At 69.0% G+C, this 21,961-nt stretch carries 18 protein-coding genes and 1 pseudogene; 12 read left to right on the top strand and 7 right to left on the bottom strand.

Annotated features, from left to right (window positions below; translation table 11 throughout):
- Positions 1–13: 13 nt before the first annotated feature.
- The 6 genes from FXF51_RS05410 to FXF51_RS05430 all read right to left on the bottom strand — a co-directional run bounded on the left by FXF51_RS05410 (position 14) and on the right by FXF51_RS05430 (position 6,502).
- Positions 14–895 (bottom strand): NAD-dependent epimerase/dehydratase family protein, encoded by an 882-nt coding sequence (locus tag FXF51_RS05410; RefSeq protein ID WP_148433144.1) that lies wholly within the window; start codon positions 893–895, stop codon positions 14–16.
- 12 nt (positions 896–907) lie between these two features.
- Complete coding sequence (locus FXF51_RS05415) at positions 908–1,849, bottom strand: hypothetical protein (RefSeq protein ID WP_148433145.1); 942 nt, start codon at positions 1,847–1,849, stop codon at positions 908–910.
- Between the two features lie 20 nt (positions 1,850–1,869).
- The gene (locus FXF51_RS05420; RefSeq protein WP_148433146.1) at positions 1,870–2,916 is read right to left on the bottom strand and encodes a 2-oxoacid:ferredoxin oxidoreductase subunit beta; all 1,047 of its coding nucleotides are present in this window, start codon (positions 2,914–2,916) and stop codon (positions 1,870–1,872) included.
- A complete protein-coding gene (locus FXF51_RS05425; protein WP_148433147.1) occupies positions 2,909–4,753 on the bottom strand; it encodes a 2-oxoacid:acceptor oxidoreductase subunit alpha in 1,845 nt (614 codons plus the stop codon). Before FXF51_RS05425 ends, FXF51_RS05420 begins: the two co-directional genes overlap by 8 nt.
- Positions 4,754–4,879: 126 nt before the next feature.
- Positions 4,880–4,969 carry a putative leader peptide gene (locus tag FXF51_RS63650; RefSeq protein WP_311132193.1) on the bottom strand — a complete coding sequence of 30 codons (90 nt, stop codon included), beginning with the start codon at positions 4,967–4,969 and terminating at the stop codon, positions 4,880–4,882.
- Positions 4,970–5,002: 33 nt separating this feature from the next.
- The gene (locus FXF51_RS05430) at positions 5,003–6,502 is read right to left on the bottom strand and encodes a polysaccharide deacetylase family protein (RefSeq protein ID WP_148433148.1); all 1,500 of its coding nucleotides are present in this window, start codon (positions 6,500–6,502) and stop codon (positions 5,003–5,005) included.
- Positions 6,503–7,078: 576 nt separating this feature from the next.
- Between FXF51_RS05430 and FXF51_RS05435 the strand changes: the two genes are divergently transcribed.
- The 6 genes from FXF51_RS05435 (at position 7,079) to FXF51_RS05460 (ending at position 12,885) form a co-directional block, all read left to right on the top strand.
- Entirely contained in the window at positions 7,079–7,450 is a 372-nt protein-coding gene (locus FXF51_RS05435; RefSeq protein ID WP_148433149.1) for an NADH-quinone oxidoreductase subunit A, read from the top strand.
- 815 nt (positions 7,451–8,265) lie between these two features.
- A complete protein-coding gene (locus FXF51_RS05440) occupies positions 8,266–9,021 on the top strand; it encodes a M48 family metalloprotease (RefSeq protein WP_222871135.1) in 756 nt (251 codons plus the stop codon).
- 296 nt (positions 9,022–9,317) lie between these two features.
- A complete protein-coding gene (locus FXF51_RS05445) occupies positions 9,318–9,866 on the top strand; it encodes an NADH-quinone oxidoreductase subunit B family protein (RefSeq protein ID WP_316247604.1) in 549 nt (182 codons plus the stop codon).
- A gap of 329 nt (positions 9,867–10,195) precedes the next feature.
- Positions 10,196–10,792 (top strand): NADH-quinone oxidoreductase subunit C, encoded by a 597-nt coding sequence (locus FXF51_RS61770; protein WP_262379304.1) that lies wholly within the window; start codon positions 10,196–10,198, stop codon positions 10,790–10,792.
- Positions 10,785–11,726, top strand: a complete 942-nt coding sequence (gene nuoH / locus FXF51_RS05455) for an NADH-quinone oxidoreductase subunit NuoH (protein WP_148433151.1) — start codon at positions 10,785–10,787, stop codon at positions 11,724–11,726. Before FXF51_RS61770 ends, nuoH begins: the two co-directional genes overlap by 8 nt.
- Positions 11,727–11,928: 202 nt before the next feature.
- Complete coding sequence (locus FXF51_RS05460) at positions 11,929–12,885, top strand: hypothetical protein (RefSeq protein WP_148433152.1); 957 nt, start codon at positions 11,929–11,931, stop codon at positions 12,883–12,885.
- A gap of 54 nt (positions 12,886–12,939) precedes the next feature.
- On the opposite strand, the gene FXF51_RS05465 is transcribed toward FXF51_RS05460, so the two are convergent.
- Positions 12,940–14,241 carry a serine/threonine-protein kinase gene (locus FXF51_RS05465; protein ID WP_187414193.1) on the bottom strand — a complete coding sequence of 434 codons (1,302 nt, stop codon included), beginning with the start codon at positions 14,239–14,241 and terminating at the stop codon, positions 12,940–12,942.
- 182 nt (positions 14,242–14,423) lie between these two features.
- On the opposite strand from FXF51_RS05465, the gene FXF51_RS62400 reads away from it, so the two are divergent.
- The 6 genes and pseudogenes from FXF51_RS62400 (at position 14,424) to FXF51_RS05495 (ending at position 21,896) form a co-directional block, all read left to right on the top strand.
- The gene (locus FXF51_RS62400; RefSeq protein ID WP_262379338.1) at positions 14,424–15,686 is read left to right on the top strand and encodes a 4Fe-4S binding protein; all 1,263 of its coding nucleotides are present in this window, start codon (positions 14,424–14,426) and stop codon (positions 15,684–15,686) included.
- Positions 15,683–16,423: an NADH-quinone oxidoreductase subunit J gene (locus FXF51_RS05475; protein ID WP_262379306.1), complete on the top strand. Its 741-nt coding sequence runs from the start codon at positions 15,683–15,685 to the stop codon at positions 16,421–16,423. The genes FXF51_RS62400 and FXF51_RS05475 overlap by 4 nt, the downstream gene beginning before the upstream one ends.
- Positions 16,423–16,704, top strand: a pseudogene (gene nuoK, locus FXF51_RS63655) (NADH-quinone oxidoreductase subunit NuoK); the annotation flags it as partial. The gene FXF51_RS05475 and the pseudogene nuoK, both read left to right, overlap by 1 nt.
- 176 nt (positions 16,705–16,880) lie before the next feature.
- Complete coding sequence (locus FXF51_RS05485) at positions 16,881–18,770, top strand: NADH-quinone oxidoreductase subunit L (protein WP_148433154.1); 1,890 nt, start codon at positions 16,881–16,883, stop codon at positions 18,768–18,770.
- Between the two features lie 37 nt (positions 18,771–18,807).
- Positions 18,808–20,394: a NuoM family protein gene (locus FXF51_RS05490; RefSeq protein WP_148433515.1), complete on the top strand. Its 1,587-nt coding sequence runs from the start codon at positions 18,808–18,810 to the stop codon at positions 20,392–20,394.
- Positions 20,391–21,896 (top strand): NADH-quinone oxidoreductase subunit N, encoded by a 1,506-nt coding sequence (locus FXF51_RS05495; protein WP_148433155.1) that lies wholly within the window; start codon positions 20,391–20,393, stop codon positions 21,894–21,896. Before FXF51_RS05490 ends, FXF51_RS05495 begins: the two co-directional genes overlap by 4 nt.
- The last annotated feature ends 65 nt before the right edge of the window (positions 21,897–21,961 follow it).

The following is a 21,961-nucleotide window of genomic DNA, read 5'->3' on the forward strand; positions in this document are numbered from 1 at the left end:
CGGGGATGGACCGTTACATGCGCTTTGAATGCCATTCGACAGTTTTTGTGAGACCCGCCGTCAACGACGTGACGGGCCGCCAGCCCAGCACCCGCGCGGCCGGCTCGATGTCCGAGCGCTGCGTGCGGTCCAGCGGCCTGGCCGCCACGGCGCCGTACACCGGACGGCCAGGGCCGCCGACGATCCCGGCGATCAGGTCGGCGGTGTGGCGGATGGAGACGGGCTCGGGGGTGCCGATGTCGAGCACGTGCCCGGCCGCCCGGCCGTCCGCCCCCGCCCGGACGAACGCGTCCACCACGTCCTCGACGTACACCCAGGTCACGAGCCTCGTGCCGGAGGTCAGCTCGGGCGACTCGCCGCGCAGCAGGGACGTCGTCACGTACGGGACCAGCCTGCGTGGGTTCGGCTCCTCGGGGCCGTACACCATGGCCACGCGCAGCACCGACACCGGGACCTGCCACAGCGCGTGGAACATGCGGGCGTAGCCGGTCGCGGCGGCCTTGGCCGCCGCGTACGGCGAGCCGGGCGCCTCACCGTCGCGTGGCTCCTCCACCGAGCCGGCCAGCACCACACTGCGGACGCCGGTGCCGGTCACCGCGGTCAGCAGGTTCACCGCGGCGTTCAGGTTGGCGGCCAGCGTCGGGGCCACCGTTGTCGGCTCGCGGACCCCGGTCACCTCGCTGGCCAGGTGGAAGACCATCTCGGGGCGGACCTTCGCGACCAGCTCGGCGGTGGCGGCGGCGTCGCTCAGGTCCACCTGATGCCACCGCTCCCGCTCCGTGCTCCTGCGGCTGACCGCGTGCGTCTCCGCGCCGAGCTCGTCCAGCCGCCGGACGAGATGAGCTCCGATGAAACCGGTCGCGCCCGTCACCAGGGCCCGGATCCCCTGCCACATAGGGGGCCTCTTTCAGTCGTGTCGTTCGGGTGCCGGTAGGGGATCGCCCGTGTCGTGCCAGACGTTTCCCTCCGCGGCCCGGAGCCGCGACTGGGTGCTCAGCAGGATCGGGCAGTCGTGCGCCGAGTTGCGCCCGAACCGGTTGCCCGTGACGCGCTGGCCGGTCAGTGGGCGGCCCAGCGGCGTGTGGTCGAGGTTGACGACGCAGGCGCCGCCGTCCAGGTAGTTGCCCTCCACGCGCAGCTCGTCGGCCGAGGACTGCACGGCCGCGTTCGGGTCCCGTGTGGTGGACAGGTCGATCGTGTTGTGCCGCAGCGTGACGCCGGTCTGCTCGGCGAAGGCCTGGACGCCGTCGTTGTGCGTGGCCTCCCCGCCCTGGTCGGGGTCGCTGGCGAACCAGCTCAGGTCGTGGATCCAGGAATCCTGCACGAGGGTGTTCGTGTGGGCCTTGACGCCGTCCACCGTGCCGCGGAACTCCGAGCGGTAGATCTTCGTGTGGGCGGCCCAGATGCCGTCGATCGAAGGGGAAGGGTGGGTGGGGTGGAACTCCGAGTCCTCCACCACGGTGTCGCGTGCGTGCTCGGTGTCGAGCAGCGGGCGTACGTCCTGGGTGGGGCCGCCGCGGAAGACGCACTTCCTGAAGGTGACGTTCGTGGCCGTCACCACGACGAAGCCGTAGAAGACCCTGCCCTCGACAATTTCGCCGTCCTCGGCGAAGGTCTGGTCGCCGACGACCTCCGTGAGCGGGGTGCCGGGCGGCACCCCGGTCGTGTCACCGTCGGGAAAGCCGGGCGGGATGCCTTGAGTCGCGTCGGACGCTTCAGGCGTGCGCGCGGACGGCGTGATCGCCGTTTCCGCCGCCTGCCGGTGCGCGGTGCCCAGCTCCTGCGCGGCGGCCACGACCAGTGCCAGGGCGGCGACCGCGGCTACGACATACCACCACGTCTTCGCCACCCCGGCATAGTCGCGAAAAATCAGCCGATGCGCCAGGTGTCGCCACCCAGCAGCAGCTCACTCAGATCGCCGGGGCCCTTCTGCGCCACGGACTCCTCAAGCTGGTCGGTCATCAGCGACTCGTACGACGGCCGGTCGACACTGCGGAAGATGCCGATCGGCACGTGCTCGAACGCCGGCTCGTCGAGCCTGCTGAGCGCGAAGGCCACCGACGGGTCGGGGTTGTGCGCGTCGTGCACGAGGATCTGGTCCTCGCTCACGCCCTCGCGGGCCACCACCTCGACGCCGCCGTTCCGGCCGCGCACGACGGCCTTCGAGGCGCTCACGATCGGCTGGCCGTGCTCCAGCCGCAGCGTGATGTCGTCGCGGACCTCGGGGTCCTTGAGCTGCTCGAAGGCGTTGTCGTTGAAGATGTTGCAGTTCTGGTAGATCTCGACCAGCGACGTGCCGCGGTGGGCGGTGGCCTCGCGCAGCACCGACTGCAGGTGCTTGCGGTCGGAGTCGATGGTCCTGGCCACGAACGACGCCTCGGCGCCGATGGCCAGCGAGATCGGGTTGAACGGCTTGTCCAGCGAGCCCATCGGCGTCGACTTGGTGATCTTGCCGACCTCGGAGGTGGGCGAGTACTGGCCCTTCGTCAGCCCGTAGATCCTGTTGTTGAACAGCAGGATGTTCAGGTTGACGTTGCGGCGCAGCGCGTGGATCAGGTGGTTGCCGCCGATCGACAGCGCGTCACCGTCACCCGTGATCACCCACACGCTCAGGTCGGGCCTGCTCGCCGCCAGCCCGGTGGCGATCGCCGGCGCCCGGCCGTGAATGGAGTGGAAGCCGTAGGTGTTGAGGTAGTACGGGAAGCGCGAGGAGCAGCCGATGCCGGAGACGAACACGATGTTCTCGCGCTTGAGCCCCAGCTCGGGCAGGAAGCTCTGCACCGCGGCCAGGATCGCGTAGTCACCGCAACCCGGGCACCAGCGCACCTCCTGGTCGGACTTGAAGTCCTTCAGGCCCTGCTTCACGTCGGTCTTCGGGACGAGTGACAGACCTCTCCCGTTTACCAGCTCAGTCACTGTCGATCACGTCCTGGATGACTCCGGCCAGCTCCTCGGCCTTGAACGGGAGCCCGCGCACACGGTTGTAGCTGATGATGTCCACGAGGTACCTGGCCCGCAGCAGCAGGGCGAGCTGGCCGAGGTTGATCTCCGGCAGCAGCACCTTGTCGTAGCGCTTGAGCACCTCGCCGGTGTTGGCGGGCAGCGGGTTGAGGTGGCGCAGGTGAGCCTGCGCGACCTTGCCGCCGTTGCGCCTGATCCGCCGCACGGCCGCGGCGATCGGCCCGTACGTCGAGCCCCAGCCGAGCACGAGCACGCTCGCGTCGCCGTCGGGGTCGTCGACGTCCAGGTCGGGCACGTCGATGCCGGCGATCTTCGCGGCCCGCGTGCGCACCATCAGGTCGTGGTTGTTCGGGTCGTAGGAGATGTTGCCGGTGCCGTCGGCCTTCTCGATGCCGCCGATGCGGTGCTCGAGCCCGGCGGTGCCGGGGATGGCCCACGGGCGGGCGAGCGTCTCGGTGTCACGCTTGTACGGCAGGTACTCGCCGTCGGCGCCGTTCGGCTCGACGGTGAACTCCTGCGAGATGTCGGGCAGATCCGACACCTCCGGCAGGCGCCACGGCTCGGAGCCGTTGGCCAGGTAGCCGTCCGAGAGCAGCATGACCGGCGTGCGGTACTTGATCGCGATCCTGGCCGCCTCGACCGCCGCGTCGAAGCAGTCGCTCGGCGACATCGGCGCCACGATCGGCACCGGCGACTCGCCGTTGCGCCCGAACATGGCCATCAGCAGGTCGGTCTGCTCGGTCTTGGTCGGCATGCCCGTGCTCGGACCGGCCCGCTGCACGTCCACGACGATCAACGGCAGCTCGGTCATGACCGCCAGGCCGACCGTCTCACCCTTCAGCGCCACACCGGGGCCGCTCGTCGTCGTCACGCCGAGCGCGCCGCCGAACGCGGCCCCCAGCGCCGCCCCGACGCCCGCGATCTCGTCCTCGGCCTGGAACGTGCGAATGCCGAACCGCTTGTGCTTCGACAGCTCGTGCAGGATGTCGCTGGCCGGGGTGATCGGGTAGGAGCCGAGGAACAGCGGCAGCTTCGACTGCACGCTCGCGGCGATCAGGCCGTAGGCGAGCGCCTGGTTGCCGGAGATGTTGCGATAGACGCCGGGCGCGAGCTGCGCCGGCTTGACCTCGTACGAGACCGAGAACGACTCGGTCGTCTCCCCGTAGTTCCACCCTGCCTGGAAGGCCGCGATGTTGGACTTGGCGATGTCCGGCTTCTTGGCGAACTTCTGCTCAAGGAACTTGATCGTCGCCTCGGTCGGCCGGTGGTACAGCCACGACAGCAGGCCCAGGGCGAACATGTTCTTCGAGCGCTCGGCGTCCTTCTTGGACAGGTCGAAGCCCTCGAGCGCCTTGACCGTCAGCGAGGTCAGCGGCACCGCGTGCACCCGCCACTCGCTCAGCGAGTCGTCCTCAAGCGGGTTGGCGGCGTAACCGACCTTCTGCAGGTTGCGCTTGGTGAACTCATCGGTGTTGGCGATGATGTCCGCGCCCCTGGGCAGGTCGCCCAGGTTGGCCTTGAGCGCGGCGGGGTTCATGGCCACGAGCACGTTCGGCGCGTCGCCGGGCGTGAGGATGTCGTGGTCGGCGAAGTGCAACTGGAAACTCGACACGCCGGGCAGGGTGCCTGCGGGCGCGCGGATCTCCGCTGGGAAGTTGGGGAGCGTCGACAGGTCGTTGCCGAACTCCGCCGTGCCGGCGGTGAAACGGTCACCGGTCAGCTGCATGCCGTCGCCGGAGTCCCCAGCGAATCTGATGATCACGCGGTCGAGTTGCTGGACCTGCTTCGTCACAGCTCAGTCCTCCTCGACGCGCCAATGCGCGGTTGCTTCGGGCGCGTTCTCTGTTTCCATGCTAGATCCTCGGAAGGTCACGCGTTTGCATGCCGCGCAAAGCGGGTAAACGCGGTCGGAGTTCAGTCAGGGTGAGGTGGGAGAACGACGACACAGCCCGGACGCGAGCCTGCAGAGGTCTACATGCAGGCGGGCGAACAGGACGGTTCGGGTCACGAGCGCCAACTATACGTCCCCCCAACACATGCGCTATGTCAGGGGCTGCTTGCGTGGCAGCTCGTTCCCTGACCTGTACAGGCGTCCGGCCTGCATCCCCGCAGAGCCGTACAACTCAGGAACGGTCACGAAGCTGTAACCCTTCCCACGCAACCTTTTGAGGATGTCCGGAACCGCATCAACGGTTTCCCGATGAATGTCGTGCATGAGAATGATCGCACCTGGATGAGCCTCGCGCACGGCCCGCTCCGCGATGTCCCCGGCCTTGCCCCCGTTCTGGTCGTCCGTATCGACGTCCCAGGTGACCAGCGACAACCCCATCTCGCGGGCGACGTTGCCCACCTGCTGGCTCACCGCCCCGTACGGCGGCCGCACCAGCTTCGGCATCTGCCCGATGATGCCCGACACCACGTCTCCCGTCTTGCCGAGTGTGTCGGTGATCTTGCTGCTGCCCTGTTTCGACAGGTCCCTGTGCGCCCACGTGTGGTTCCCGACGAGGTGGCCCTCCGTGCTCATCCGCCGCACCAGCGCCGGCTGCGCGGTGGCGTTGCTGCCCACGACGAAGAACGTGGCCCGCGCCCGCTCCCGCCGCAGCAGGTCGAGCAGCCTGCCCGTGTACGGCCCAGGCCCGTCGTCGAACGTCAGCGCCACGCACTTGACCTTCGCGCAGTCCACGCTCCCCGCCCGGTTGCTGACGGCGTCCGGATCGGTCGTGGGGGTGAAGCTCGGCTTGTCCCCGCCCTGCGCGCGGTTCTCCCGTACGCTCCGCTGCGCCTGCCGTCCCAGCTCCGACAACAGCGGCTCGACCTGCTCGGCCGGCACCGCCACCGCCACCCGGCCGAGCGAGCACGGCCCGACCTGGCAGTCGTCGAACTCCACCACGAGATCGCCGCGCCGGTTGAACGCCATCGAGTCGAACTCGTCGCCCCCGTCGCGCTCCACCTCGTCCCCGCGCTCCACCTCGTCCCCGGGCTCCACCTCGTCCCCGCGCTCCTTGAGCCGCTCCTTGACCAGCGTCGCCAGCCGCACGAGCGCCGCCCGCCCAGCCAGCAGCCCGGTCGAGCCGGTCGCCTCGCGCGTGTGCGGGTCGAACCAGAACGTCCGCGTGGAGTTCGCCCAGCTCTCCCCCTGGAACTCCCCGGTGCGCAACCGCACCGCGACGGCGTCGGGGGAGGCGGCGGCGAGCTGCCAGTCCACGTTCAGCTCGGGACGGGGGCTGACGGGCTCGGCGTCGCGGGTGCGCGTCCTGAACCTCTGAAGCTGCCGCTCGGCCTGGTCGCGCAGCTCGCGGTTGAGCTTGTCCGCGCCGGCGAACTCGGGGTAGTTGATGTGCACGTACCTGCTGCCCTCGGAGTCGCCTTCCGTCAGGGTCCTGGTGGACAGGCCGATGACGGTCGCCGGGTCGACGAAGTCGATCAGCGTCGGCTCTGCCGGGACCACGACGTCCCTCTCGGGGGAGGCGACGGCCAGACCGCACCCTGAGGCCGAGAGGGCCAGCAGAGCGATTCCGGAGAAGAATCGCGATTTGTGCATGCTTGTCAGGGTATGGGGCTGATCTTACGATTTACTCCGATTTTGGGTGATAGCTCCGGACACTTTGACCGCGGTGGGTACCCCTTGACGCGAACCAGATGCGGCCTACGTCGGGGACGGCGCCGACGAGTGGTGGGGTCGCACGTGTACGACCTCGCCGCGCTGCCCCCGGCCTTCGCGGACGCCCGTCATCCGGTGGGACCGTCGTGTCTGGTATGCCTTGATCGCGTTGGGCGCTTGACTGCATTGCGTACCTCCCGACCGCACTGAGAACGGCTTGATCACATGGCGAATGACTTGACACTCGGTGCGATCAAGTCGCACTCGATGCGATCGAGCCGCAGTCAGTCCGGTCGAGCCGCACTCAGAGCGATCGAGCCGCGGTCAGTCCGGTCGAGCCGCACTCAGAGCGATCGAGCCGCGGTCAGTCCGGTCGAGCCGCGCCCACGGCGATCGGGCCGCGCCCGAAGCAATCGGGCCCCACCCTGTGCAGTCAAGCCAGCGCAGTTGAGCCGTTCGCAGTTCAGTGGCTTGATCGCCCTGGGTGCGGCGGCCCGCCGGAGTTACCATCGCCTCATGGACGGCTACTACGGGTCTTACATACTCGTCGCCGCGCTCCTCGCCCTCGGCGTCGCCATCGTGGCCGGCGCCCTCCTCGCCAACCGCCTCCTCCGCCCCACTCGTCCCACCCCGGAAAAGCTGACCACATACGAATGCGGGGTAGATCCGGTAGGCGAAGGCTGGGCCCAGTCACAGGTCCGCTATTACGTCTTCACCTACCTGTACGTCGTCTTCGCCGTGGACGCGGTCTTCCTGTTCCCCTGGGCCACCGTCTTCGACGCGCCGGGGTACGGAGTGGCCACCTTGGTGGAGATGTTCGTCTTCCTGGGCTTCATCGCGTTGGGGATCTTGTACGCGTGGCGCAAGCGGGTTCTCACTTGGACCTAGGCAGGGTGGCTTATCTTGCTGTGCCATGTCTGCCTGTCCTGAATGTGGTCAACCGCTTGAGGGCGAACCCCATTTCCCTCAGTGGTGTGCGGCTTGTGACTGGAACGTGGTCCGGCGGGAGAGGCGTGGAGCGGTCCCGTTCGGGCGACTACAGGGCTGGTTGGTGCGAGGACTCCACGAGGACGTGATCCGCTCCCGTACCTCTCAACGCGGCACGCCCCCCACCGGCACAAGACCCGCTCCCAACACCGCCCCTGCGACCCCACTCGCCTCCACCACCGGCCCTGACCCCGCCCTTGCGGCTGCCCGCGCTTCCGCTACCGGCCCCGATATCACCCCAGCAGCCCCGCCCACCTCCGCCGGCGACCGTCACACCGCTCCTGCGGCCCCACTCGCTTCCGCCACCGGCCCCGATCCCGCCCTTGCGGATCCCCCTGCCGCTCCCGCCGCCAGCCAAGCCACCTCTGCCCCAGGGCGCGACGCCGTCCTTCACACCAACCACAGCACCAGTAGCGTCACCCTCCACAACCCAACCGCCTCACCAGGTATCGCCGGCACCGTCGTCATCGCCCTCGCCCTCCTGACCCACCTCCTCACTCCAGCCTTCCTCCTCTTAGGCATCTACCTCCTAACCCTCGGCAGCCTCTTCGCCATCCTCCCGTCCCTGGTAGCGCTAGACCTGGCCTGGCTCCTCCGCCCCCGCCCCGCCCCGTTCCCGCCCAACACGCAGCCCCTCACCCGAGAAACAGCCCCCCCACCTGTTCACTCTCCTCGACCACATCGCCACCGAGACAGGCGCCCCACGCATCGACATAGTGGCGATCAGCGGCGAAACGAACGCCTCCCTCCGCACCTACGGTTGGCGCCGCCGCCCAGTGCTCGAAATCGGCTACCCGATGTGGCTCATCCTCACCCCGCAGGAACGCATCGTCCTCCTCGCCCACGAACTGGCCCACGCCAGCAACGGCGACGCCCGCCACAGCTTCATCGTGGGCAGCGCACTCCACTCCCTCACCGTGCTGATCGACGTAACCGCCTTCGACTGGAGAGAGGGCGACGGCCTGGCCCGTCCGGTCGCCGAATCCCTGCTTGCGGTACTCGGCCTCCCCATCCGAGGCCTCACGCTGGCCATGGGCCTCCTGCTGTTCCGCTCGTCCCAACGCGCCGAGTACCGCGCGGACGAACTGGCCGCCCACGTAGCAGGCACCCCCGCCATGACCGCCCTCTTCGACACCACGACCACGACGGCACCCTCCGCCATCAGATTCCTGGAAGCGAGCGCACTCACCGTCACACCCGAAGACCTGTGGACGGCCCTCCGCTCCGCCACCACCACTGTCCCGCCCTCAGAACGGGAACGCCGCCGCCGCGCCGCCCGCCTTGAGGAACTCCGCGTCGACATCACCCACCCGCCCACGTACCTGCGAATCGAGGCGGTGAAGGCGCTGCCGTACACAAAGGGCCGCATCCCAAATAGCGACATGTCCGCAATCGACAAGGAACTCGAAACGGTCGTCCTCCGAGTAGCCCAATCGATCAGAGAAAACGCCCAATCAGCCCTCTACTCCTAGCCACTCCACCACCACTCGCCTCCCGTCCCACCCCGTCATCCCTCACCACCTGCGCTTCCAGCCTCAACCACAACTACTGAGCCCTCGCCTGAGACCCGTCCCGCGGTCCGCCGTTCCTTCGGTCCGCCGTTCCTTCGGGCCCGCTCCCGCAGCCCCCTTCTCGGCCCCCAGCCCTCAGCCCCAGCCCTCAGCCCCAGCCCTCAACCCGCGGCACCTCCACCTCCCCGATTACTCCCTTCCTTTGCCAGCCCTGTGATCCGCGCAAGAATGGCCATATGGCAGCAACGGATCTCCCGATGCCCACCGTGGGCCCCATCTCACGGCTGGCGCCCAAACCCATGCGCTTCGTCCTCAACTGGGGCCGCCGCTACTCGCTCTGGGTCTTCAACTTCGGGCTGGCCTGCTGCGCCATCGAATTCATCGCGGCCTCCACAAGCCGCCACGACTTCATCCGCTTCGGCGTCATCCCATTCGCGAACGGCCCCAGACAGGCCGACCTCATGATCGTCTCAGGCACGGTCACCGACAAGATGGCCCCGGCCGTGAAGCGCCTGTACGAGCAGATGCCCGACCCCAAATACGTCATCTCGTTCGGCGCCTGCTCCAACTCCGGCGGCCCGTACTGGGACTCGTACTGCGTCACTAACGGCGTGGACCAGATCATCCCCGTCGACGTCTACGTCCCCGGCTGCCCGCCCCGACCGGAAGCCCTCCTGTACGGCATCACCAAGCTCCAGGAGAAGATCGCCGCCGAACGGCTCAGCGACCGCTACGTCTGGTCCCGCTCCCACACAGACCAGCCCCAAGACCCCACCCCGAACACGGACCAGGAGTCGCAGCGGTGACCCCCGACAACACCGGCGACGCCCCGACCCCCGACAAGCCCACCCCGGACAAGCCCACCCCGGACCAGCCCACCCCGGATATGTCGGCCTCGGGCACGCCCGCCCCGGACACGCCCGCATCCGACAGGCGAGGGACCAGCGCACAGGCTCCCAGGGCAGAGGCCCGGCGCCCAGAGGCCACCAGCGCAGAGGCCACCCATCTGGAGGCCACGAGCGCAGAGGCCACCCATCTGGAGGCCACGAGCGTAGAGGTCACCAGTGCACAGGACTCCAGTTCAGAGGCCCCTCGCCCGGAGGCCACCAGCGCAGACGCCGCCCATTCGGAAGCCGTGAGCGCAGAGGCCACCAACGCCGCCCCAGCCACCCACAGTGCCCCCACCACCCACACCGCGGCCATAACCACACACTTCGGCGACCGAGCCCAAATCTCGGATTCCTTCGGCGACACCACGATCGACGTCGCCCCCACCGACTGGCTCGCCCTGCTGACCCACGTCCGCGACGCCCTGAACTTCACCTTCTTCGACTGGCTGACCGCCGTAGACGCCCCACCCCACACGTTCGCCATCGTCGCCCACGTCTACAACCCGACCGCGGGCCGCCGTCTCCTCCTGCGCACCCACGTCCCCCGAAACAACCCCCACCTCCCCACCGCCGTGGACATCTACCGGGGCGCGAACTGGCACGAACGCGAAACGTTCGAAATGTTCGGCGTGATCTTCGACGGTCACCCCAACCTCGTCCCGCTCCTCCTCCCTGACGGCTTCGAGGGCCACCCGCTCCGCAAGGACTTCATCCTGGCCGCCCGCGTCGCCAAGCCCTGGCCGGGCGCCAAGGAGCCGGGGGAGTCAGGCCACGGCGCCCCGAGCCGCCGCAAGACCCTTCCGCCAGGAGTTCCAGCCGACTGGGGGCCACCTGATGCTTGAAGTGGTGCTGAGCTTTGTCGTCATTCTCATCGTGTTCCTGGTCCTGCCCTTGATCATCGGCCAGACCGAGCACAAGGTCATGGCCCACATGCAGTCAAGGCTCGGCCCCATGTACGCGGGAGGCTTCCACGGCTGGGCGCAGCTCATCGCCGACGGGGTGAAGTTCGCCCAGAAGGAGGACGTCATCCCGGCCGCGGCCGACCGCCGCATCTTCATGATCGCGCCAGGCGTGGCCCTGGTGCCGTACCTGGTCGTCCTGATCGCCATCCCCATCGACCGCGATCGCGTCGCCGTGCACCTCGACCTCGGACTCTTCTTCGTCCTTGCCGTCATGGGCATCGGCGTCCTGGGCTCGATCATGGCCGGCTGGGCCTCGGCCAACAAGTACTCCGTCCTCGGCGGCATGCGCTCCGCCGCCCAGCTCATGTCGTACGAGTTGCCTCTGGTTCTGGCCGCGTCATCGATCGCCATGGCTGCGGGCACCCTGTCGATCCCGGGGATCGTCGAAGCCTGGCAGTGGTGGTGGCTTCCCTGGCAGGCGATCGGCGCCATCGTCTTCTTCCTGGCCGGTCTCGCCGAACTCCGCCGCCCCCCGTTCGACATGCCCATCGCCGAATCCGAGATCATCATGGGCCCGATGACCGAGTACACCGGCATGCGCTTCGCCCTCTTCATGCTCTCCGAGTACGCCGGCATCGTCGTCCTGTCGTTCCTGACCACCGTGCTGTTCCTGGGCGGCTGGCAGGGGCCCTTCCTCCCGGGCTGGCTGTGGACGCTCCTCAAGGTCTTCTTCCTGGCCTTCCTCGTCATCTGGATCCGCGTCACGTTCCCTCGCCTGCGCGAGGACCAGCTCCAGAAACTGGCCTGGGCAGTCTTGGTGCCCCTCTCCCTCGCCCAACTGGCCCTCACGGGCATCGTCAAGGTGCTCACCTGACATCACGGGCTCGTCATGGTGCTCACCTGACATCACCGGCATCCTCAAGGTCCTCATCGCACTAATCCCGCCAGGCACAACCCCTCCAGGTGGCACAACTACCGCCCAAACAACGCCCTGACACCGCGCTGCGACGCCGGAACCCTTATGCCCGCCTTATTCGTCGTACTGAAACAAGGGGGCCCTTTGGGGGGAATGACGAGTGAATCAACTCCGACCACGCGCCGGCGCCACAAAGAACAGCTACTGCCCGCAAACAACGCTGACCTCTGACCACCAGAAACTGACCGTCACCGACACCTTCAGCGGCGATTCAGTCACTCTGACACCAGCTCGCCTCTACCACTACAAATACGACCAGGAGCAAACCTCCGGCCAGAAGCCGTCAACCATGCAAGGCCTGGCAGCCCTTGACCCTGACGGCCTGGTCCTCGTCGACTTACCGGGTGACTGGCACGCACCCGACCTCACCGAATTCGCGCGCCAGGCCGGAATCCCGGTGGAGGACGCCCGTAATGCTCGCTCCAACAAGGTCCGCGCGGTTCTGGCATCCCGAGCTCCGGGCTGGCGGCGTGTACGCGGCCTTCCACCCCCTTCCGCTGCGAAATGGCGCAAACCGGTCGTCATTTGTCTGGCCATCGCAGGTGCGTTATCGATGGCCTACCTCGCGTCCTCAGGGATGTGGGCCGCCTGGCGGGGGCTTTCCACGATCGGCAGAGTGCTTGTCGATCTCCTCGAAGCCAAATGGCTGTTGGTGACCTTCAGCCCGGCGTTGCTCCTCCTTCGGCCCGCACTGGCGAGAACTCATCGCTGGCGCGTCGCACGGGGCACGATCCTCGGCCCGTACGGCGGCCCGTACCTGACGAGAGGCTCCTTGACCAAGCTCCATGTAACGCAGGGCAACAACGTCGTGGCCAAGCTCCGCCTGGGCGAGAACCCCGGCTGGGCCTTCAGCCTCCTCCTCTACCGGTATGAGGACCTGAGCGGCCTGCTCGTCCTGGACCGATTCGGCCACGCCCTGCATCACCTCCCCGGCCCCTGGTCTCCGCAGGACGTGGAACGGTTCGCGAAACGTCAGGACCTCGCCCTTGCCGTGCACAAGGTGACCCGGGAGGAGTACCTCGCCTACGCGAAGGGCGCCAAAGAAGCGACCCCCTGACCCGCGCCGTCAGAGCCCTCAGTGGCATAGCGGCCCGGCGGACCTCGGTTCGGCTCAGCGGACGATGGCCAGCATCACGTCCGAAGCCGATGGCCGTTCCTCGGGTTGCTTGTTCAGGCAGGCCTTCACGATCCCGCGTAACGCGGGCGGCAGCGGCGATAAGTCGGGATGGAAGGTGAGCACGCGATGGAACACCGCCGGCACTGTGTCCTCCCCGAATACCGGCCGCCCCGTAGCCGCGTACATCATCGTCACGGCCCAGCTGAACACGTCAGAGGCCGGCCCCACCGCCGCCCCCGTCAGTTGCTCAGGCGACATGTACGGCGGCGTCCCCACCATCTTCCCCGACGTCATCGTGACCTGATCGAGCGCGCGCGCGATCCCGAAGTCGATCACCCGGGGCCCGTCATGCCCGATCAGCACGTTGCTCGGCTTGAAGTCGCGATGGACGACCCCCGCCTTGTGAATGGCCGCCAGCGCCCCCGCCGTGGACAGCGCCAGCCTGGTCAGGCCGTCCTCGTCACGCGGGCCGTACTTCTTGACGAGTTGCTCCAGTGACGGCCCCTCCACGTATTCGCTGACGATGTACGCGTGCTGACCCGAGATGTTCACATCGAGCACGCGGGCTGTGGAAAACGTCGCCACCCGCCGCGCCGCCTCCACCTCCCGGGCGAACCTCGCGCGCGCCGTCTCGTTCACCAGGTCGTGCAGCACCTTGACGGCGACCCGCACCCCGTTGGGCGCCATGGCGAGGTAGACCGACCCCTGGCCGCCGCGCCCGAGCTGTTGCAGCACGCGATAGTGGCCCACCCACTCAGGATCGCCCGGCCTGCGCTGGTGGCTGGGCGCGGTGGTGCGCTGCCGCAGGTCGGTTGGGTGGTACGCGGGCGTGGTGAGCCGGGCGCGCGCCATGAACGGCACCAGGATGCCCGCGTGGATGACCCCGCCGAGCCAGCTGACGAAGAGGCCGACCGTGGTGATCAAGGACAGCGCCTCGGGGATATCCTCATAAGTGTCGTACGCCATCACAGCGATCAGGAACGAGCCGATGCTCACTCCGTAGACCGCCGCAGCGACACCGTGCCAGATGTTGCGCAGCCAGAAAGCCGCGATCCCGATCGCCAGCGGGGTCGCCAGGCCGCACGTGAACAAGGGCAAGCAGGCCCATGCGACGGCGGCCGTCCACCTCAAGCTGCTGGGGCGGACGGGATGGCTTTGGTGCATGGCGGAGAGACTATCGCCATGCCGTAGTTCATATCGGGCATGCACACAGGTTGTGGATAACCTCCCGTCAGCCTGTGGATAGCTGTGGAAAACCTGGGGACAACGCGCTGGCTCATTCACGTCTGCGGCCAAGTGCGTCATGATGTTGAACCATGGCGCGGATACCGGGAGTCGGACTGGCAAAGGGGCTGTCCATCACCCTTCGCCACATGCTGCGCAAATCGGTCACGCAGCAGTATCCCGAGGTCAAGCCTGATCTGCCGCCCCGCAGTCGAGGCGTTATCGCGCTGGTTGAGGAAAACTGCACTTCTTGCATGCTTTGTGCCCGAGAGTGCCCCGACTGGTGCATCTACATCGACTCGCACAAGGAGACGATCCCGGCCCCCGAGGGCGGCCGCGCCCGCCAGCGCAACGTCCTCGACCGCTTCGCCATCGACTTCGCCCTGTGCATGTACTGCGGGATCTGCATCGAGGTCTGCCCCTTCGACGCGCTCTTCTGGGCTCCGGAGTTCGAGTATGCGGAAGGTGACATCCGCAACCTTCTCCACGAGAAGGACAAGCTGGCCACCTGGGCTCAGGCCGTTCCTCCGCCTCCGGCCCACGACGCCGGCGCCGAGCCTCCGAAGGAACTGACGGCCGCCCCCCGCCGCCCGGCCGCCGATCGCCCGAGCACTGGCCGTCCGAGCGCCGACCGCCCGAGCACTGGCCGTCCGAGTGCCGACCGTCCGAGTACTGGCCGTTCAAGTGCCGACCGTCTTGGCGCGGACCGACCTGGTAGCGGCCGGGCGAGCGGCGACCGTTCGACTAGCGACCGTCCTGGCGGCGACCGTCCCGCACGCACTCCAGCAGGCGAGGGCCCCAGCGCTGCTACCCCAGCGCCTCCGCCCGCCACGGCGGCCCAAACCCCTTCCACGGAATCCCAGGCCCCCTCCACGGGGCCCCAAGTCCCCTCGATCAGCGCCGAGACCACTCCACGCACGACGACGGGCGACGACTCCGCCGAGCAGACGACCGGCGAATCCTCGGCCGAGACGGCGACCGGCACATCCGCCCCTCAGACGCCCCCGGCGCGCCGCTCCCGCCGCCCGATGACGAACGTACGAGGCATCCGCCCTCCAGGCGCCCTCCCCTCCACGCCCGCCCAGTCGGAAACCCCAAGCACACCGCCGGACACGCCCGAAGCGGCAAGCACGCCGCCCAACGCCACAGAAGCGGCAAGCACGCCGCCCAACGCCACAGAAGCGGCAAGCACGCAACCCGGCACCAAGGAAGCGGCCCCGCCCGCGGACCAGCCAGGCACGCCCTCGTCCACCAGGCACCCCCAAGAGCCCTCGGAGCGCCAGCCCCCTGAACGCTCCCATCCCTCGGACGAGCCGGGAGACCAAGCGTCATCCACAGGACAGCCACCTGAAGACAAGTTGTCCACAGGCGCGGGCGAAACGCGATCGGAGCCCGGAAACAAGGAGCAGACTTCTGCCGCGAGCCCCCGCAGACGCAGGATGGCCGATCCACGGTCCATCCGACCGCCTGGGCGGCTCGGTCCAGACGATTCGAAGGAGTCAGAGGAGGAGTCGTGACCGAGGCGGTGCCCTCCTACCTGTCACCCACCGGGCAAGAGATCGTCTTCTTGCTGCTGGGAGCGGTAGCGGTCGGATCGGCGCTGCTTGTCGTCACGACGAGGCAACTCGTCCACGCCGCCCTCTGGCTCGTGGTCTGCTTCGGCGCCCTGGCGGGCGGTTATCTGGTGCTGACCGCCGAGTTCGTGGCGTGGGTGCAGGTGCTCATCTACGTGGGCGCGGTGGTGGTGCTGCTGCTGTTCGGCATCATGCTCACGCGCGCCCCCATCGGCCGCTCCGCCGACCTCGACAGCGGCAACAGGCTGGTCTCTGCCCTGGTGGCGGTGGCGACGGCGGCGATCCTGGTCACGGTCGTGATCGACGGCTTCCGTACGGCCTACGCCCCGCTCACCCCCGGCCCGGGATCCGCGAGAGAGCTCGGCGGCAGTGTGTTCGCCACCTGGGTGCTGCCGTTCGAGGCGCTGTCCGTGCTGCTGCTGGCCGCCTTGATCGGCGCCATCGTCCTGTCCCGTACGGACATCCCAGGCGGCGCACCACCCCAACCGGACCCCACGCCACCGGCAGGCCCGCCGCAAGCCTCACCCCGCCCGAACGGCGCCTCACCACCCACCCAGCCGCAGAGCGCCACACCACCCACCCAGCCGCAGAGCACTTCACCACCCGACCGGCTGAAGAACACCGCACCACCCGACCGGCCAGTGGGCGACCCACCACCCGACCAGAGCGGGGGCCATTAGTGCACATCGTCTACCCGGCGGTCGTCTCCGCGCTCCTGTTCTCCATCGGCGTCTACGGCGTGCTCGCCCGCCGCAACACGATCCTCGTCCTGATGTCGGTGGAGCTCATGCTCAACGCCGTCAACCTCAACCTGGTGGCCTTCGACGTCTGGCTAGGAGACCGCCTGCACAGCGGCCAGGTGCTCACCCTCTTCGTCATCGTCATCGCGGCCGCGGAAGTCGGCCTGGGCCTCGCGATCGTGCTGGCCCTCTACAGGAACCGCCGCACGGTGGACCTCGACCACCTCCGGGACCTGGCGGAACCGGACGACGACGACGCGGAAACCCCGCCCCAACCGGCCCCCGTACGACTCCAGCCCGACATGCCCGACATGCCCGACATCGCCACCCCCGCGTCCCACCCCAACGACCACCACGACCCGCAGGAAGCCCACGCCAGGCGAGGAGGCGGCACGCCATGACGACGTTCCCGCTGCTGGCCGTCCTCCTGCCCTTCATCGCCGCCTTCGCGGGCCTCCTGCTCTCCCGACGGAACATTCGCCGAAACACCCGGCAAGGCACGCCGAACGCCAGAGCCGCCTGGATCGCGATCCTCCCCACGGCCGCCGCGGCGATCCTGACGATCGCACTGGCCTGGACGCCAGGCCTGGCCTACTTCGCAGAAACCACCACCCCACCCACCGGCCAGACCTACGGCACGATCGTCACCGGCGGCATCCCGATCTCGCTCACCCTCCAGGCCGACGCCCTGTCGAGCGTCATCGGCGTCCTGGTGACCCTCGTGGCCCTCGCCGTACAGGTCTATTCGGTCGGCTACCTCAAGGACGACCCCCGCTACCCCTCCTACAGCGCCTTCATCAGCCTGTTCACCAGTGCGATGCTCCTGGTCGTGTACGCGGGCGACCTCCTGCTCCTCTACGTCGGCTGGGAGATCATGGGCCTGTGCTCCTACCTCCTCATCGGCCACTGGTGGGAGGACCGGGGCAATTCACGCTCCGCGGTGAAGGCGTTCCTCGTCACCCGCCTCGGCGACGTCGGCTTCCTGTTCGGCATCTTCGTGCTCGGCATGGCGGCGGGCAGCTTCCGCATCGCCGACGTGCTGGCGAAGGTGCCCGACATGTCCGCGGCCACCCTGGTGACGGCCACGATGCTGCTGCTGGCCGGCGTGGCGGGGAAGAGCGCCCAGGTGCCGCTGCACACCTGGCTCCCGGACGCCATGGCGGGCCCGACGCCGATCAGCGCCCTGATCCACGCCGCCACCATGGTCGCCGCCGGCATCTTCATCGTGGCCAGGCTGTTCCCCGCGTTCCTCGGCGCCCGTCCCACGCTCGACGTGCTGGCCGTGGTCGCTGCGCTGGGCATGCTGGGCGCCGCGCTGGCCGCGCTCGCCCAGGACGACCTGAAACGCGTTCTCGCCTACTCCACGGTCAGCCAGCTCGCCTACATGGCGGGCGGCCTGGCCGCGGGCTCCGATACCGCGGCCGTCTTCCACCTGGTCACCCACGGCGCGTTCAAGGCGCTGCTGTTCCTCTGCGCCGGCGCGGTGATCCACCACGTCGGCTCCAACCTGATGACCCAGATGGGCGGGCTGCGCCGCGAGCTGCCGATCACGTTCGTCACGATGACGATCGGGTTCGCCGCCCTCATGGGCATCCCGCCGGCCAGCGGCTTCTTCAGCAAGGACGGCGTCCTGCTGGCCATGGACGGCGCGCTGTCGGGCGCGGGCCTCACGGACGCAGCCGCCCTCCTGCTGTACGGATCCGCGCTCGCGACGGTGGCCGTCACCGGCGCGTACGCCACCAGGGCCTGGCTGCGCACCTTCTTCGGCGAGGCGAGAGCCGTGGCGCTCCCGGAGCCCGAGCCCGGCACCGCGCACGTCGTGGACGTCAGGGAGGCCCCGCGCACGATGCTGGTCCCCGTCGTCCTGCTCGCGGCCCCGGCCCTGCTGCTGGGCTTCGCCGGCGAGCCGCATCTCGACGTCGGCGTGGCGGCCGTCAGCGTCGTGCTTGCGGCGCTGGGCGCGGGCGCGGTGTACGCGTTCTGGCGCATCGACCCCATCGCCGACCCGGCCCGCCTGCTGGGCCCGCTGCGGGCGCCGTGCGAGCGCGCGTTCTACGTCGACACCCTGTACGCAGCCCTGTTCGTCCGCCCCGTGCTCGCCCTGGCCAGGCTGATCGTCAGGACGGACGACGTGGTCGTGGACGGCGCGGTGCGCGGCTCGGGCAAGTCGGCCCGCGGCCTGTCGGGGCTGCTGCGCCTGGCGCAGAACGGCAACGTCCAGCTCTACGTGAGCGGCGTGCTGGCCGGTGTCCTGCTGATCGCGGTGGGGGCGGTGGTGTTCACGTGACGGCCCGGCACGGCACCGAACCGAGGGGAGTCGCATGATGGGCTGGATCCCGGTCGCGCTCCTCGCCGTACCCCTCCTGGGCGCCCTCCTGCTGCTCCTGCCGCCGCGAGCGCTGCGCGACGTGCTCCGCTCGTACGGGCTGATCTTCTCAGGCGTCACGCTGGCACTGAGCCTCGCGCTCCTGGCGACGTTCGACTACGGCGCGCCCGCCGGGATCCAGTACGAGCTCGATCAGCCGTGGATCCCCGGCCTGGGGCTCCGATTCCATCTGGGCATCGACGGCGTCTCCCTGCCGCTGATCGTGCTGACGGCGCTGCTCACGTTCCTGTGCTTCGTCTACCTGCGGTGGGGCGGCATGGGCGCAAGGCCGAGAGCGCTCGTGTTCACGATGCTGGTGCTCGAAGTCGGCATGATCGGCACGTTCCTCGCCCTCGACCTGCTGCTCTTCTTCGTGTTCTTCGAGATCGTGCTCATCCCGATGTACTTCCTGATCGGCATCTGGGGCGGCGAGGGGCGCAGGGCGGCGTCGATCAAGTTCATCCTGTACACGTTGCTCGGCTCGGTCGTCATGCTGCTCGGCCTGCTCCTGGTGTGGGCCCAGACGGGCACGCTCGACATCGAGGCGCTGAGCGCGGCCCACGGCGCCGGTATGCCGCGATCCGTTCAGATCCTGGCGTTTGTCGCGATCGGCATCGGTCTGGCCGTCAAAACCCCCATGTGGCCGCTGCACACCTGGCTGCCGGACGCGCACACGGAAGCCCCCACGGTCGGCTCGGTGCTGCTGGCGGGGGTGCTGCTCAAGATGGGCACGTACGGCTTCGCCAGGATCGCCATCCCCGTCCTGCCCGAGGGCGCGGCGGCGGTTGCGCCGTGGCTGGGGGCGTTCGCCGTGGTCGGCATCGTCTACGGCGCCCTCGCCTGCCTGGCGCAACGCGACCTGAAACGCATGATCGCCTACTCCTCGGTGGGCCACATGGGCTTCGTCCTGCTCGGCTTCGCCACGCTGACCCCCGTCGGCATCAACGGCGCCCTGTTCGCCAACGTCGCCCACGGCCTCATCACCGGCCTGCTGTTCTTCCTGGCAGGAGCGATCAAGGACCGCCACCACACCGCGGAGATGCCGGCGCTGGGCGGCGGCATGCTGGCGACGATGCCGCGGCTGGGCTCGCTGCTCACGTTCGCGTCGATCGCGTCGCTGGGCCTGCCGGGGCTGGCCGGGTTCTGGGGGGAGATGCTGGCGCTGTTCGGGGCGTTCCAGCCGGCGGACGGGCTGCCGCGCGGCCTGTTCCTGACGTACATGGTGATCGGGGGACTGGGCGCGGTCCTGACCGCCGCGTACTTCCTGGTCATGCTGTCGCGCGTCACCCACGGCCGGCGGGCCCCCGCCGCCGTGGCCCGCACGCCCGACGACCTCGTGCCGCTGGACGACCACCTGATCCATGAGCCCCCCGACGAACGCCCCGTCGTCGCCACCCGCGCGGCCGTTCTCGACGACGTCAGACGGTACGAGCTGGCCGCGTGGACGCCCCTGGTGATCCTGATCCTGCTGTTCGGCCTGTGGCCCGGCCTCCTGCTCTCGCTGACCACGCCGCCCGTGCAGACCCTGCTGGGAGCCATCTCATGATCCAGCAGATCGACTACTTCCTGATCGCGCCGCCCCTGGTGCTCGCCCTGGCGGCGGCGCTGGTGCTGCTGCTCGACGCGTTCCTCCCGGCCCGCCCGCGCACGAGGACGGGGCTGGGGCTCGCCACGCTCGCGGGCATCCTGATCTCCCTGGGGTTCGTGATCGCCCAGGCGTCCGGGGGAGGTTCGCCGCGGTCGACGTTCTGCGTCCCGCCCACGCTCGCCGGCGGACAGGCCCAGTCCGCGGCGCTGTGCTCGTTCGTCGTGGACGGGTTCACGCTGGTGTTCGCGGGCATGGTGCTGGCGGCCGCCGTGGTGATCGTCCTGATGTCGATGACCGAATTGGCGGGCGGCGCCATCCCCGTCGGCGAGTGGTACTTCCTGCTCCTGTGCACCCTCGTCGGCGCGGTCACCCTGCCCGCGTCCCGCGATCTGATCATGTTGGTGGTGGCGCTGGAGCTGGTCTCGCTCCCGGTGTTCGCCCTCACCGCGCTCAAACGCTACGACGGACGCTCGTCCGAGGCGGCCGTGAAGCTCTTCGTCGTGTCGGTGGTGTCCACGGCGATCATGCTGTTCGGCGTGTCCCTCCTGTACGGCATCGCGGGCTCGGTCTACCTGTCACGGCTGGGGCAGGTCTTCGGGGCGCCGGGAAGCGACCTGCCCGCGGTCGTCACGGTGGGCGTGGTCCTCGTGGCGGCCGGTTTCGCCTTCAAGATCGCCGCCGTGCCGTTCCACTCGTGGGCGGCCGACGTCTACCAGGGCGCGCCCATCCCCGTGGCGGCACTGCTCTCGGTCATCTCGAAGGCGGCCGGGTTCGCCGGGCTGATCCTCGTCCTGGTGACCGCCCTGTTCGGGCAGGCCGGCACGTGGACCCCGATCCTGGCGATCGTGTCGGCGCTCACCATGACCGCGGGCAACCTGCTCGCGATGCGCCAGCGCTCCGCCGTACGCCTGCTGGCCTGGTCGTCGGTGGCGCAGTCCGGCTACATCCTGGCGCCGCTCGCCGTGGCGGCCACGACCCCGGGGGCGGTCGGCACGTCCACGGCCTATCTGGTGATCTACGCGGCCATGAACCTCGGCGCGTTCGCCGTCGTCATGCTCGTGTCGCGGACGACGGCCCGCAACGAGCTCGACGACTACCGCGGCCTGGCGCTGCGCCGCCCGGCGGCGGGCATCACGCTGGCGTTCTGCCTGGTCTGCCTGGCGGGGCTGCCGCCGGGGCTGGCCGGGCTGTTCGCCAAGGTCTTCGTGTTCCGGGAGATCGTCGAGGGCGGGGCCGGGTGGCTGGCGGTGGTCATGGCCGTCAACACCGTGATCGGCCTGTACTACTACGCCGTCTGGACGGGCCGCCTGTTCACCCCGGCCGGCAGGGCGGAGCCGTCCCTTCACCGGCCGCCCGCGACGGCCTGGGTCGCCGTCGGCCTCGCCCTGGCCGCGGCCGTGCTCTTCTCGATCGCGCCCCAGCTCGTCCTGGACATGACCTCCCTGTCCGCTTCGGGCTGAGACCCGAGCCGTCCTCACGACACCCCGGCAAGTCGCGCTCCGCCCTCAGCTGAGCACACCGGGGA

Origin of the sequence: Nonomuraea sp. PA05 (assembly GCF_008086045.1) — a bacterium.
Taxonomy (GTDB): Bacteria; Actinomycetota; Actinomycetes; order Streptosporangiales; family Streptosporangiaceae; genus Nonomuraea; species Nonomuraea monospora.